Origin of the sequence: Stenotrophomonas sp. pho, from assembly GCF_006228405.1 — a bacterium.
Classification (GTDB): Bacteria; Pseudomonadota; Gammaproteobacteria; order Xanthomonadales; family Xanthomonadaceae; genus Stenotrophomonas; species Stenotrophomonas sepilia.
In genome coordinates this window covers 316,316-329,324 of sequence record NZ_CP029759.1, presented here as the reverse complement: position 1 = coordinate 329,324, position 13,009 = coordinate 316,316, and the positions used below count along the sequence as shown (strand labels likewise).

At 67.8% G+C, this 13,009-nt stretch carries 12 protein-coding genes and 1 pseudogene; 7 read left to right on the top strand and 6 right to left on the bottom strand.

Going from position 1 to position 13,009, the window contains the following annotated elements; all coding sequences use genetic code 11:
- Nucleotides 1-60: 60 nt before the first annotated feature.
- The 3 genes and pseudogenes from radC (at nucleotide 61) to DL544_RS01500 (ending at nucleotide 3,473) form a co-directional block, all read left to right on the top strand.
- Nucleotides 61-764, top strand: a pseudogene (gene radC / locus DL544_RS01510) (RadC family protein).
- Nucleotides 765-878: 114 nt separating this feature from the next.
- Nucleotides 879-2,567 (top strand): arginine--tRNA ligase, encoded by a 1,689-nt coding sequence (argS, locus tag DL544_RS01505; RefSeq protein WP_005420518.1) that lies wholly within the window; start codon nucleotides 879-881, stop codon nucleotides 2,565-2,567.
- Nucleotides 2,568-2,588: 21 nt separating this feature from the next.
- On the top strand, nucleotides 2,589-3,473 hold the full coding sequence (locus DL544_RS01500) for an SPOR domain-containing protein (protein ID WP_139726633.1): 885 nt from the start codon (nucleotides 2,589-2,591) through the stop codon (nucleotides 3,471-3,473).
- Between the two features lie 98 nt (nucleotides 3,474-3,571).
- On the opposite strand, the gene DL544_RS01495 is transcribed toward DL544_RS01500, so the two are convergent.
- Nucleotides 3,572-4,324 carry an SDR family NAD(P)-dependent oxidoreductase gene (locus tag DL544_RS01495; RefSeq protein ID WP_005420523.1) on the bottom strand — a complete coding sequence of 251 codons (753 nt, stop codon included), beginning with the start codon at nucleotides 4,322-4,324 and terminating at the stop codon, nucleotides 3,572-3,574.
- A gap of 88 nt (nucleotides 4,325-4,412) precedes the next feature.
- Nucleotides 4,413-4,901, bottom strand: coding sequence for a hypothetical protein (locus tag DL544_RS01490; RefSeq protein ID WP_139726632.1), 489 nt, complete (start codon nucleotides 4,899-4,901; stop codon nucleotides 4,413-4,415).
- An 84-nt stretch (nucleotides 4,902-4,985) separates the two neighbouring features.
- Between DL544_RS01490 and DL544_RS01485 the strand changes: the two genes are divergently transcribed.
- The gene (locus DL544_RS01485; protein ID WP_005420526.1) at nucleotides 4,986-5,453 is read left to right on the top strand and encodes a YehS family protein; all 468 of its coding nucleotides are present in this window, start codon (nucleotides 4,986-4,988) and stop codon (nucleotides 5,451-5,453) included.
- Here DL544_RS01485 and DL544_RS01480 read toward each other — a convergent pair.
- Entirely contained in the window at nucleotides 5,422-6,309 is an 888-nt protein-coding gene (locus DL544_RS01480) for a LysR family transcriptional regulator (RefSeq protein WP_065178999.1), read from the bottom strand. The genes DL544_RS01485 and DL544_RS01480 overlap by 32 nt on opposite strands.
- Before the next feature lie 144 nt (nucleotides 6,310-6,453).
- Here DL544_RS01480 and DL544_RS01475 point away from each other — a divergent pair, with 144 nt between their 5' ends.
- Entirely contained in the window at nucleotides 6,454-7,602 is a 1,149-nt protein-coding gene (locus DL544_RS01475; protein WP_265329521.1) for an MFS transporter, read from the top strand.
- On the opposite strand, the gene DL544_RS01470 is transcribed toward DL544_RS01475, so the two are convergent.
- A complete protein-coding gene (locus DL544_RS01470; protein ID WP_065185644.1) occupies nucleotides 7,599-8,297 on the bottom strand; it encodes a TorF family putative porin in 699 nt (232 codons plus the stop codon). The two genes, DL544_RS01475 and DL544_RS01470, sit on opposite strands and share 4 nt — an antisense overlap.
- A gap of 178 nt (nucleotides 8,298-8,475) precedes the next feature.
- Between DL544_RS01470 and DL544_RS01465 the strand changes: the two genes are divergently transcribed.
- Nucleotides 8,476-8,865: a DUF6165 family protein gene (locus tag DL544_RS01465; protein ID WP_049414316.1), complete on the top strand. Its 390-nt coding sequence runs from the start codon at nucleotides 8,476-8,478 to the stop codon at nucleotides 8,863-8,865.
- Between the two features lie 6 nt (nucleotides 8,866-8,871).
- Here DL544_RS01465 and DL544_RS01460 read toward each other — a convergent pair whose 3' ends face one another.
- Nucleotides 8,872-9,549, bottom strand: coding sequence for a response regulator transcription factor (locus tag DL544_RS01460; RefSeq protein ID WP_032954668.1), 678 nt, complete (start codon nucleotides 9,547-9,549; stop codon nucleotides 8,872-8,874).
- Nucleotides 9,550-9,747: 198 nt separating this feature from the next.
- Nucleotides 9,748-10,320: an OmpO family porin gene (locus DL544_RS01455; protein WP_005420534.1), complete on the bottom strand. Its 573-nt coding sequence runs from the start codon at nucleotides 10,318-10,320 to the stop codon at nucleotides 9,748-9,750.
- A 210-nt stretch (nucleotides 10,321-10,530) separates the two neighbouring features.
- On the opposite strand from DL544_RS01455, the gene DL544_RS01450 reads away from it, so the two are divergent.
- Nucleotides 10,531-12,933, top strand: coding sequence for a S9 family peptidase (locus DL544_RS01450; protein ID WP_139726630.1), 2,403 nt, complete (start codon nucleotides 10,531-10,533; stop codon nucleotides 12,931-12,933).
- Nucleotides 12,934-13,009: the final 76 nt, after the last annotated feature.

The window sequence follows — 13,009 nt, the reverse complement described above, 5'->3', positions numbered from 1 at the left end:
TACCCGGGCGTGCGCCCTGCCCTGATGGGACGCATCACGCGCGCTGGCGATGATGCAGGCATGCCCATCCATGACTGGCCCGAGCAGGAACGTCCCCGCGAGAAGCTGATCGCCCGCGGCCCCGCCACGTTGTCCGACGCAGAGCTGCTGGCGCTGTTTCTCGGCTCCGGCTTCGGTGGACGCGACGCGGTGCAGACCGCCCGCGACCTGCTGCAGGCGCATGGCCCGCTGCGCGTGCTGCTGGACCGCCCGGCCCGCGAGCTGGCCCGGTTGCCGGGGCTGGGGCCGGCACGAAGCTGTGCCCTGGCCGCCGGCCTGGAACTGGCCCATCGCTACCTGGCCGCCGAGCTTCAGCAGGGCGAGGCGGTCGGCAACAACCCAGCCGCGGTCGGCCGCTACCTGCAGCACCGCCTGCGCGGCCAGGCCCGCGAGATCTTCATGGCGCTGTTCCTGGACAACCGCCACCGGCTGATCGCCTGCGAGGAACTGTTCCAGGGCACCATCAATGCCGCCCCGGTCTACCCCGCGAGGTGGTGCGGCGAGCCCTGCTGCACAATGCGGCAGCGGTGATCCTCAGCCACAACCACCCCTCCGGCGACCCGGAACCCTCCGGCGCCGATACCCGGATCACCGATGAACTGCAGCAGGCGCTGGCACTGGTGGACGTACGCCTGCTGGACCACTTCGTGGTCGGCGAAGGCCGCCCCGTTTCGTTTGCTGAACGGGGCCTGCTGTCCCCGCCCCAGCCACGCCTGTTCGGCTGAGCGGGCCTGACCAGGGCCGGGCAGGTACCCCCCACAGGCATGTTCTGGTCAGCGTGGGCGCGGGTATCTGCGCTAAAATGGGCGATTCCGCCGCTCATTCTCACAGCAGGCCTCGTGAAAAATCTCCTCCGCGCCCTGATCAGCCAAGGCATCGAAGCCTTGCGCGCCAATGGCACCCTGCCCGCCGACTCCCTGCCGCCGGACTTCGTGGTCGAGCGCCCGAAGACCCGTGACCATGGCGACTTCGCCACCAACGCCGCGATGCTGCTGGCCAAGGCCGCGCGCAGCAATCCGCGCGCACTGGCTCAGGCGCTGGTCGAGGCGCTTCCGCGCAGCGAGGACGTCAGCAAGGTCGAGATCGCCGGCCCTGGCTTCATCAACTTCCACCTGGCTCCGGCTGCGTACCAGCGCGAAGCCGCGTCGGTCATCAAGGAAGCCCACGACTACGGCCGCAACCTGTCCGGCAATGGCCGCACGGTGGGCGTGGAGTACGTGTCGGCCAACCCGACCGGCCCGCTGCATGTCGGCCATGGCCGCGCGGCGGCTATCGGCGACTGCGTGGCCCGCGTGCTCGACGCCAACGGCTGGAACGCCAAGCGCGAGTTCTACTACAACGACGCCGGCGTGCAGATCGAGAACCTGGCGCTGTCGGTGCAGGCCCGCGTGAAGGGCATTGCGCCGGACCAGGAAGGCTGGCCGGAAGGCGGCTACCGCGGTGAGTACATCGCCGACGTTGCCCGCGCCTACATGGCCGGCGCCAGCGTTGACCTGGAAGGCACGCTGGTGGTCGGCGCCAAGGACCCGGACGACATGCAGGCGATCCGTCGCTTCGCCGTGGCCTACCTGCGCAACGAGCAGAACCTGGACCTGGCCGCCTTCGGCGTCGACTTCGACATCTACTTCCTGGAAAGCTCGCTGTACGCCGATGGCAAGGTCGCCGAGGCCGTGGCCAAGCTGCAGGCCTCCGGGCACACCTACGAGGAAGGCGGCGCGCTGTGGCTGCGCAGCACCGATTTCGGTGACGACAAGGACCGCGTGATGCGCAAGTCCGACGGCACCTTCACCTACTTCGTACCGGACGTGGCCTACCACCTGTCCAAGTGGCAGCGCGGCTACGAGCGCGCGATCACCGAACTGGGTGCCGATCACCACGGCTCGCTGGCGCGCGTACGCGCCGGCCTGCAGGCGCTGGAAGTGGGCATCCCGCAGGGCTGGCCGGAATACGTGCTGCACCAGATGGTCACCGTCATGCGCGGCGGCGAGGAAGTGAAGCTGTCCAAGCGTGCCGGCAGCTATTTCACCCTGCGCGACCTGATCGAGGAGGCCGGCCGCGATGCGACCCGCTGGTTCCTGATCGCGCGCAAGCCCGATTCGCAGCTGACCTTCGACATCGACCTGGCCCGCCAGCAGAGCAACGACAATCCGGTGTTCTACGTGCAGTACGCGCACGCCCGCGTCTGCAGCCTGCTGCGCCAGGCCCAGGAAAAGGGCCTTGTGTACGAGCAGGGCAATGGCCTGGCCAATCTGGGCCGCCTGGCCGACGATGCCTCGCTGGGGCTGATGAACGAGATCTCGCGGTATCCGGAAGTGGTGGAAGCGGCCGGCGTGGCGCTGGAGCCGCACCTGGTGGCGCAGTACCTGCGTGAATTGGCGCATGCCTTCCACACGTGGTATCACGGGACGCCGGTGCTGGTGGACGACGCCACCGATCGCAACGCCAAGCTGACCCTGGCCTGCGCGGCGCGCCAGGTGCTGGCCAACGGCCTCGAACTCCTGGGCGTGAGTGCCCCGGAAAAAATGTAAGCATCAGGAGACGCAGTACACATGGCAGCACGACGCGGCAAAACCCAGGCACGACGCAACAGCAGCAGCCAGGGCACCCCCGGATGGGTGTGGCTGGTGGCCGGTGTGGCGATCGCCGCCGTGGTGTTCCTGGCGGCGCCGAACCTGTTCAAGGGCGAAGGCGATGGCTTCCTGCGTGCCGGTCCGCAGCCGAACCCGAACGCGCAGCCGGCCCCGGTCGCTGATGCCGACAGCGATGTCGGCAGCCAGCCGGCCGCGCAGCCGGCCACGCCGAAGCCGGCCGAACCGGAGAAGCCCGCCGCGACGCAGTACGACTTCTACACCCTGCTGCCGGGCAAGGAAGTGGAAATGTCCGACGCCGAACTGGCCGCCAGCGCGCGCGCCGAGGATCAGCGCCGGGCCAAGGCCGAAGCGTCGCGCGCGCAGGCCGCGCTGGAGGGCAAGCCGGTACCGCCGGCCAGTACGGCCACGCCGGCACCGACCGCAACGGCCAGCGTCGCAAGCACTGCGCCGGTAACCGCGACCAACCGTCCGCTGCCGGCACCGCTGAACGAGCGCCCGGCCGCGGCAACCCCGTCGGCCAGCACGGCGGCCGCCACTCCAGCGCCGCGCGCGGAAAGCGCGCCCGCCGCATCGGCACCGCCGGCCGCAGCTGCACCAGCGGCCGCCGACAACGCCCGCTACATCCTGCAGGCAGGAGCCTTTGGGGCTTCCGGTGACGCCGAAGCCACCAAGGCCAAGCTCGCCATGATGGGCCTGGCGGCACGCGTGGAGTCGGCGCAGATCAACGGCAAGACCGTGTACCGCGTGCGCATGGGCCCGTACGGCAGTGCCGGCGAGTTGTCCGAAGCCAAGCAGAAGCTGGATGGCACCGGCCTGCAGGCGATGGCGATCAAGGCGCAGTAAGCCTGCCGATGTGAATGAAAAAGCCGGGCAGTGCCCGGCTTTCTTGTTTCTGTAGAGTCGAGCCATGCTCGACTCTGCAAAAAGCGATACAACTCCGGTCAGCCCTCGCGGGCGACCTGGAATCCGGCAAACGACTGGCTGACCGGCATCAGCTCCAGCCGGTTGATGTTCAGGTGCGGCGGCAGGCTGGCCACCCAGAAGATCTGCTCGGCGATGTCTTCGGCGGTCATCGGGTTGGCGCCGCTGTAGAGCTTGTCCGAGGCGTTCTGGTCGCCATGGGTACGTACCACGGTGAATTCGGTTTCGGCCATGCCCGGCTCGATCGTGGTCACGCGCACGCCGGTGCCGTGCAGGTCCGAACGCAGGCCCAGCGAGAACTGGCTGACGAAGGCCTTGGTGCCACCGTAGGCGTTGCCACCCGGGTACGGGTAGACGCCGGCCACCGACGAGATGTTGATGATCGCGCCCTTGCGCTCCACCAGCTGCGGCAGCAGCCGGTGGGTCAGGGTCACCAGCGCGGTGATGTTGGTGTCGATCATCGTGGTCCAGTCCGACAGCGTGGCGCTCTGTGCCGGCGCGGTGCCCTGCGCCAGGCCAGCGTTGTTGACCAGCAGGTCGATCTCGCCAAAGGCCGGCGGCAGCGCCAGCAGGGCCGCCTCCATCGCCACCGCATCGCGGATGTCGAAGGCGGCGGCGTGCACCACGTCCTTGCCGTAGCGCTCGACCAGCGGCTGCAGGCGTTCGCTGCGGCGGCCCGTGGCGATCACTTTCCAGCCGGCCTGGGCGAAGCGGTGGACGGCGGCGGCGCCGAAGCCGGACGTGGCGCCGGTAATCAGGACAGTGCGGGTCATCAGGCAACTCCAGGGGGGAAAAACCGGACGCCCATTCTGGCATTCCCGGCCCGTCCTGAGTTGCCCGCCGTCCAGCCGTCCCCCCGGCTCAACGCACGCGAAACACTCTGGCCTTGGGCAGGTCTTCGTCGACCTGCAGGAACCAGCGCCCGGCAATTCCTGGAACAACGGCGATCTGCGGCGACTGCAACACCCTGCGCAGCTTCATCTGTCCCTTCATCACCTGCCATTGCTGACCGTTATCAAGAGTGAACAGCGTGCCGGGCTGCCAGCCTGCGACCTCTCCGACTACACGGGCACTGACCGGTTCGTCATCCAGGCCCAGATGCATTGCTGCCGGTGCCGGCACATTGGCAGGCAGCGGCGCAGCGACCGGGGCCACCGCTGCCGTCGACGCAGCGGTCGTGCTCTCTGCCTCGCGCAGTACCCGGTTCAACGCCTGCAACTGCGCTGGACTGAGCCCGACCTCGGCCAGTTGGGATGCACTGAGGCGCCGCTCGACGGGTACGAAGCGGTCCTGGGCGAAGGCAGCGAAGCTGCCGGCGAGCAGTAGTGCGGAAAACAGATACCGGCGCATGCAAGGGTCCCAGCGAACGAGTGCTCACGATGCTGCAGTTCGATGACAGTCCGGTGACACGCCAGGGGCCGGTACAATTGGGCCATGATCAACAATGATGTCCTGCGCAGCGTGCGCTACTCCCTGGACCTGGGTGACCAGCACGTGGTCGCCCTGTGCCAGATGGCCGACCCGGCCTTTGCCGTGGATACCGGGCAGGTGAAGGCCTGGCTGCGCCGCGAGGACGAAGCCGGTTTCGAGGCGATGAACGACAGCGCGCTGGCGCACTTCCTCGACGGCCTGATCGTGCACCTGCGTGGCCGCGACGAGAGCCAGCCGCAGCGCGCAGTGGAGACCCGCATCGACAACAACCTGGTGCTGAAGAAGCTGCGCGTGGCGTTCCAGCTGCGCGACGTGGACCTGATGGAGATCTTTGCCAGCGCAGGTTTCAATGTCTCCAAGTCGGAAGTGGGCGCGCTGTTCCGCCAACCCGGGCACGCCAACTACCGGCGTTGCCTGGACCAGATGCTGCGCAACTTCCTCAAGGGCCTGAGCCTGCGCCTGCGCGGTTGAGCACGGCGTCGACGAACGCCCGCGCCGCTGGTGTCGGCAGGCGCTGCCAGACTAGGTGCACGCGCCGGGTCGGGGTCGGCTGCAGCGGAATCTGCACCACGCCCTGAAACCCATCGGCGATCAATGCCGGCACGATGCCGACCGCCAACCCATGGCGGACGAAGCGCTCGACCAGTTCCATCAGGTTGACCTCGAAACGGACCGTGTGCGGCAGTCCGGCTGCGGCAAAAGCATCATCGGTCTGCCGGCGTGCGCCGGTGCCGCGCGGGAAGTCGACCAGTGCTTCATCCTGCAGTGCGGCCAATGGCAGCCGCTTGCGCCCGGCCAGCCGGTGCGATGGCGCCAGTACCGCCACCAGATCCTCCTCCTGCAGCACCTGATGGCAGACACCGTACAGCGCTGCCGAAGGCGCCAGGCCGACCAGTGCCACATCCAGCGCGCGCGACTGTACCTGCGCGATCAGGTCCTCGCTCTTGTCCACGCGCAACTGGAACTCCACCTGCGGGTGCACGCGCTGGAAGGCCGCCAGCATCGCCACAACGTCGATTCCGGTCAGCGAGGAAATCTGCCCGATGGCCAGCAACCCACGCACTTCGCCACTGACGGCGGCCACGTCGGCGCGCAGGTGGCGCAGGCTGGCCAGCACCTGGCGTGCGTGCACCAGCAACGCCTCGCCGGCGGCGGTGGCCCGCACCTGGCGCGGCAGGCGCTCGAACAGCGTGGCACCCAGTTCCTGTTCAAGATGGGCGATCTGGTGGCTGAGCGCGGACTGCACCACGTGGCAGCGCTCGGCGGCACGGGTGAAATTGCCCTCCTCGGCCAGCGCCACGGCGAACTCGAGCTGCTTGAGGTTCATACAACTATCTTGTTTTCAGATGGCATGGATGATGATGATTCATTTCCATCATGATCGCAGCAGGCGGACACTGTGCCCCCCCGCTTCCTGGAACATCGCGTGAGCCCGTCCCTTCCCCCTCTGCACCGTTGGCAGGTGCTGCTGATGTCGGTCGCCACCGGCTTGGCCGTGGCCAGCAACTACTACGCGCAACCGCTGCTGCACACCATCGCCGACGCCTTCGGCGTGCCGTTCGGCCAGGTCGGCATGGTGGTTACCGCCGCGCAGCTGAGCTATGCCGCCGGCTTGATCCTGCTGGTGCCGCTGGGTGACCTGTTCGAACGCCGCCGCCTGATCGTGGTGATGAGCCTGCTGTCGGCGGGCGGACTGGTGATCAGTGCCTGCGCACCGTCGCTGACCTGGTTGCTGGTGGGCACCGCGATCACCGGCCTGTTTTCGGTGGTGGCCCAGGTGCTGGTGCCGTTCGCCGCCACGCTGGCCGCGCCGGAACATCGTGGCCGCGTGGTCGGAACATTGATGAGTGGCCTGCTGCTGGGCATCCTGCTGGCGCGCACCGTGGCCGGCCTGCTTTCCAGCCTGGGCGACTGGCGCCTGGTGTACGCGATCGCCGCTGCCACCCTGGTGCTGACCGCACTGGCATTGCAGCGCGGCCTGCCGCGATTCCACCACAGCGCCGGCCTTGGCTATTTCGCATTGCTGCGCTCCATCGGCGAGCTGTTCGTGCGGGAACCGGTGCTGCGCCAGCGCACGCTGCTGGGGGCCTGCAGCTTCGCCATGTTCGCGATCTTCTGGACCCCGCTCGCATTCCTGCTGGCACAACCGCCGTACGCCTACAGCGACGCCACCATCGGCCTGTTCGGGCTGGTCGGTGCGGCCGGCACGCTGGCGGCGGGTCTGGCTGGTCGCATGTCCGACCGTGGCCAGACCGGACGTGCCACCGCCATTGCACTGGCGCTGTTGCTGCTGTCGTGGCTGCCACTGGGGCTGTCGGCCCACTCGCTGCTGGCGCTGCTGGTCGGCGTGGTGGTGCTGGACCTGGCCGCGCAGCTGCTGCATGTCAGCAACCAGAACCTGATCTATGCGCTGCAGCCTGCGGCACGCAACCGCCTCAATGCCGGCTACATGACCGGCTATTTCATCGGCGGCTCGCTGGGCTCGCTGCTGTCTGCACAGGTCTACCAGCGCTTCGGCTGGACCGGTGTCTGCGTGGCCGGTGCCGCCGTGGCCGTGCTGGCCCTGCTGCTGTGGCTGCCCGGCGCGCTGCGTGCGCGCCAGGCGGCATCGTCGAATTAGAAACTGCCCTGCAGCGCCAGCTCCCAGCGTCCACCGGCGTTACCCGGGAACAGGCGCTTGGCCGCACTGTCGGTGTCGTGCACGGTGGCACGCAGCTCCCATGCCGGGGCCAGCGTGGCAATGGCACTGAGCTGGCCATGCAGGTAGTCCGGGCCCTGCGCGGTGGCCAGCCAGTACTGGCCCACCGCCGCTTCCAGGCGGACGCGTTCGTGCAGCGGCACACGCACACCCAGCTGGGCATAGGTGCCGCGATGGCCACCGGCCAGTGCATCGCTGGAATGGGCGACCTGCAGCCAGGCACGCTGCTTCCAGGTCAACGTGGTGTTGAGTTCGGTCCAGTCCAGCGTGCGGCCGGTGCCCGGGTACACGTAGCGGGTCAGGTTCGCATCCAGGTTCCAGGCCGGCGCCAGTGCGCCGGACCAGCCGGCCACCAGGTCGAACTCGCTGCGCGCACCATTGTCCGGTTTGAACGAAACGTTCGAACCCCACACGCTGGCGTACCATCCCGACGGGATCGAGACCTTCGCGCCGGCCTGCACTGCCGGGTCGCCATCGCTCTGCGAGCTGCCACGCCACACGTAGTCGCTGGTCAATGCAGCACTGCCACTGGCCTGCACCTGTGCCTGCGCGCTGCCGATCCCGAGCAGCCCTGCCAGGGCGGCCACCAGCGCCGCCATCGTCTCCTTGCTGTTCACTGCACTGTGTTCCTCGTCGAAGGCGGTCGCGCCGCCGGGACGGCAGTGTCGGGGGCGCCGCCGTAACGGATCGAGGGCGCTGCCCGGCCTGCGGCGCAAATTCGGCGTAAATCCCGTGGATGGAGGCTACGTGCCAGCCGCGCGGTATCATGGCGCCTTGTTTCCAGGAACCAACCACGTGGACGCCATCCTGACCCCGGTATCGATCGGCGAGCTGATCGACAAGATCACCATTCTCGAGATCAAGGCCGAGCGCATCGATGATGCTGCCAAGCTGGCCAACGTGCGCACCGAACTGGATGGCCTGTTGCCCTTGCTGCAGCAGCAGCTGCAGGCGCAGCCGGCATTGGACGCGCTGAAGCAGCAGCTGAAGGCGATCAACGAACGCATGTGGGACATCCAGGACCAGCTGCGCGACAAGGAAGCGGCCCAGGTGTTCGACGATGCGTTCATCCAGCTGGCACGCGGTGTCTATGGCACCAATGGCGAGCGCGTGCAGGTGAAGAACGAGATCAACCGCGTGGCCGGTTCGGCGCTGGTGGAAGAGAAGCAGTACCAGGGCGAGTAAGGCCGCTCAGCCGCATTCGAGCAGGTGGCGGAAGCGGAACAGGTCACCATCCCCGCGGATGCCGAGCTTGCGGTAGGCCGACGTCTTCTGCGAGCTGATGGTGCTGGCCGAGCGCCCTGAGCGCAGGGCCATTTCACTGGTGCTGACGCCCTTCAGCACCAACCCGAGCACTTCACGCTCGCGCTGGCTCAGCGGCGTCAGCACCGGTGCAGATACCCGGCGTGTGCGTGGCAGCTTCAGCTCCTCGCGTAGTTCCGGTGGCACGAAGCGCCCTCCGCGAGCGACCACGTCAATGGCGCGCAGCAACGTCTCCGGTGGCATCGACTTGGACAGGAAGCCGCGCGCGCCGGCTCGCATCGCGGTGGTCACCGTACTGGCGTTGCAGTGCGCCGAGAGCACCAGCACCGGCAGCGCCGGCCAGCGCTGCGACAGCACGCGCAGCAGGGCCAATCCATCGCCCAGGTCGCCCATCGGCAGCGCATCGATCAGCAGCAGGTCGACACACCTCGGGCTGCGCTCCAGCAGCTGCAGCAGGTGCGCCTCGTTGGACAGGCTCACGCGCACCTGCACACCACTGTGTTGGCGGAGCAGAACTTCCACGCCCAACCGAAGTACCGGGTGCGGATCCAGCAGCGCCAGGCGTCGTGGCCGATCAGGCCGCAGGGGCGGGAGTGTCGGTGGCATCGCGGCCTGTCCAGGCAACATGGAACATCCACCGTAGGCCGGTGCCCGCAGCGGCGGAATCCAATTCCTTGCAATGCTCGGCCCGCGTGCGCCACCAGTCAGACGGCATTTTGTTTCGCGCCGCCACAAACGCAACAGGCCCGGCAAGAGCCGGGCCTGTCGAGACGCCTCCAGCGCGCAGGCGCGCCGGAACAGCAGTTACCAGCTGAAGCGCGGGCCGACGGTGTATTCCTTGTCGCCGTCGCGGTTCATCTTCAGTTCGCCGTTCAGGCCCCAGTTCTGGTTCAGCTTGACCTGGCCACCCAGGCGGCCGTACCACTGGCCTTCCGGATTCACGCCGTGCTTCTTGGCGTAGTCTTCGTAGCCAACCATGCCGTAGACCTCGGCGTGGGCGCCGAAGGCAGTGCGGATACCGGCTTCAGCGCTGTAGCCGTTGAAGTCCAGGCCATGCTTCTGGTCGAGCTTCTGATAGGCAACGCGGGCAACGAAGTCGGTGCTCGGAGCGATTTCAACGTTGTAGCCGGCACCGATCTTCCACTGGTCCAGCTTGACGTTGGTGTGGTCGAATTCCTGACGGCTGTACTCACCGAAAGCGTGGAAGTTCGGCAGGAAGCCGTACGAACCCTTCACACCCCAACCGTCGGACTTGAACGCGTCGTTGTCGGTCTTGGCGTAGTCGGCTTCGGCGTAGTTGTAGGACAGGTTCTCAGCAGCCGAGGCGGTGAACGGCAGGGCGGCGGCCAGGGCCAGAGCAATCAGCGAATTCTTCATGGGGGTACACCTTTACTTTCTTATGGTGTGCAGCAGCGCCAGGGCGCCATCGCATCGGGAATGTAAATTCTCCGTTATTCGCCACAACGCTCCCTGAAAACAGCAGCCTTCGCATTGCTGAATTTTTTGGCTTGATTCAGGCTGTATCTGGCATACGCGCGCGGCGCGCGTGCATTCGAGTTCCGCTGACCCTTGCAACAGGAGGTTGCCTTGCACGTGCCTGCCCCGCTGCGGTTCCCGCTCTGCGCTGTCGTCCTCGCCTTCATCGACGGGTGTTCCACTGTATCGGCTCAGCCACTGCAGCCTTCTGATTACCAGCGCGCCGAGCCCGTGCACGACAGCCACCTGCGCGGTGCATTGCGCAATGCCTCGGTCGTGCCGAACTGGCTGGCCGATGGCCGCTTCTGGTATGAGCGCGAGGATGCACGCGGTCGACGCCAGGCGGTACTGGTCGACCCGCTACAGGCCACTGGCGAGGTCCTGTTCGAGCCCGCCGCACTGGACAGCGCGGTGGCGCCCTTCGGTGCCAGCGGGCCACGCCTGCGACTGGCCAGCGTGCAGGCAACCGACGATGGCCTGCGCCTGCGATTCAGCGGCGAGGCGCCGATCGATTGCCGGTGGCCGCGCTGGCAATGCGCGCCGTCGCAGGATGCGATGCCGCCGGCAGATGCGTTGCTTTCGCCCGCTGGCGATGCCTGGCTGCAGGTGCGCGACCACAATCTGTGGCTGCAGTCGCCCGGAACGGCAGCACGGGCACTGACCACCGGCGGCGAACCCGGTCATGGTTATGGCGTACTGCCGGACTTCACCCTCCGCGGCATTCCGCGCCGCCAGGGCCGGATGCCGGTGCGGCCGTTTGCGGTCGGCTGGTCACCGGATGGCCGCTACGTGGCCGGCATCCGCTACGACGAGCGTGCGCTGCAGGACTACCCCTATCTGGAAAGCACGCCGGCCAACAGCGCGCGCCCACGCGTGCACACCGTGAAGCTGGGGGTACTGGGCGATGCACAGCAGGTGCGCGACAGCCTGTACATCGTCGATGTACGCAGCGGCCGGCAGCAGGACATCACCCTGCCCGAGGGCTGGAACATCCTGAGCGAGGCGGGCATCCTGGGCTGGGACGGTGGCCGGTTGTACGCCGCGATGGCGCACTTCGGCATGCCACGGCGCCTGCGCCTGGTAGAGATCGACGCCGGCAGCGGTGCGCTGCGCACCGTGCTGGAGGAGTCCAGTGATACCCGCCTGCAGCTCAACGTGTATTCCTACAACCGGCCAGCGGTGGCAATCCTGCCCGGCCGGGACACCGCCGTGTGGTTCTCGCAGCGCGATGGCTGGGGCCATCTGTACCGGGTGCGCCTGTCCGACGGCAAGGTGATGGGCCAGCTCACCGGCGGCCGGTGGGCGGTGCGGGACCTGCTCGGCGTGGACAGCGCAGGCGATTGGGCATACTTCAGTGCCGGCGGTGTCGAGGGCGGCGATCCCTACGTGCGTGGCCTGTACCGGGTACCGCTGCACGGCGGAGCGGTGCAGCGCCTGGCCGCCGATGGCGACGACCACCTGGCTGATGCGGGCACCGGCATGCTGTTCGGTGGACGTGCCCCGCAAGCGCTGTCGCCCGGCGGTGGCTACCTGGTGGATACGGTGTCCAGCCTCGCGCAGCCGCCACGCACGGTGCTGCGTGCCAGCGACGATGGCCGCGAAGTGATGGTGCTGGAGGCTGCGGATGCGCAGGCGGTCATCACTGCTGGCTGGCGGCCGCCACGGCGCGAGCGGCTGCTGGCCGCCGACGGGCGCACGCCGATCTTCGCCACCATCTACCTGCCCCGCAACTATCGCGATGACGGCAGCTTCCCGGTGATCGACGCGATGTACGGCGGTGCTTTCATTAGCAATGCGCCGGTCACCTATGCCGAAGCGGTCTCGGCGCAGAACCCGGTATCCCGCGCCAGCCTCGCCGAGCTCGGCTTCGTGGTGGTCAGCATCGATGCCCGCGGAACCGGCGGCCGCGACAAGGCATTCCATGACAGCAGCTTCCTGCACGGCGCCGATGTACAGCTCGATGACCACGTGGCCGCACTGCGCCAGTTGGGCGAACGCTACCAGGGTATCGACCTGCAGCGGGTCGGCATCTATGGGCATTCGTTCGGCGGCTACAGCGCGGCGCGTGCCCTGCTGCGCTACCCCGCGTTCTACAGGGTGGCCGTGGCCTCGGCCGGCAGCCACAATTTCCAGGGCATGTACGGCGGCGCCCTGCACGGCATGGACCGGCTGTTCGGTGGCGTGGTGCCAGCTACAGCCATGGCCGATGGCGTGCCGGCCCCCTTTGCCGGTCTCGACAATGCGGCGCTGGCCAGCAACCTGCGCGGGCATCTGCTGCTGGTCTATGGCGAACTGGACGAGAACGCGCCACCCGCGCTGACCCTGCAGCTGGCCGCGGCCCTGAACAAGGCCCAGCGTCGCTACGACCTGCTGTACCTGGCTCGACAGGACCACGAACTGTTCCGCAACGACGCCACCTATACGCACCGCATGTGGGACTACTTCGTGCGCCACCTGGCCGGCCAGCAGCCACCGGATACGGCGCTGGCCCCGCTCCCGGGTGGCCCGGGCTGAACAGGCGTACGCGGGATGTCGATCCCCGCCGCGCTGGTTCGTCGTGTACTTGAAGGCCGTGCATGTGGCACGGTCC

Excerpts from the sequence above, each read along its gene's own strand:
- DL544_RS01500 (WP_139726633.1), top strand. The coding sequence starts at position 2,589 with ATGGCAGCACGACGCGGCAAAACCCAGGCACGACGCAACAGCAGCAGC.
- DL544_RS01495 (WP_005420523.1), bottom strand. The coding sequence starts at position 4,324 with ATGACCCGCACTGTCCTGATTACCGGCGCCACGTCCGGCTTCGGCGCC.
- DL544_RS01490 (WP_139726632.1), bottom strand. The coding sequence starts at position 4,901 with ATGCGCCGGTATCTGTTTTCCGCACTACTGCTCGCCGGCAGCTTCGCT.
- DL544_RS01485 (WP_005420526.1), top strand. The coding sequence starts at position 4,986 with ATGATCAACAATGATGTCCTGCGCAGCGTGCGCTACTCCCTGGACCTG.
- DL544_RS01480 (WP_065178999.1), bottom strand. The coding sequence starts at position 6,309 with ATGAACCTCAAGCAGCTCGAGTTCGCCGTGGCGCTGGCCGAGGAGGGC.
- DL544_RS01475 (WP_265329521.1), top strand. The coding sequence starts at position 6,454 with ATGTCGGTCGCCACCGGCTTGGCCGTGGCCAGCAACTACTACGCGCAA.
- DL544_RS01460 (WP_032954668.1), bottom strand. The coding sequence starts at position 9,549 with ATGCCACCGACACTCCCGCCCCTGCGGCCTGATCGGCCACGACGCCTG.
- DL544_RS01455 (WP_005420534.1), bottom strand. The coding sequence starts at position 10,320 with ATGAAGAATTCGCTGATTGCTCTGGCCCTGGCCGCCGCCCTGCCGTTC.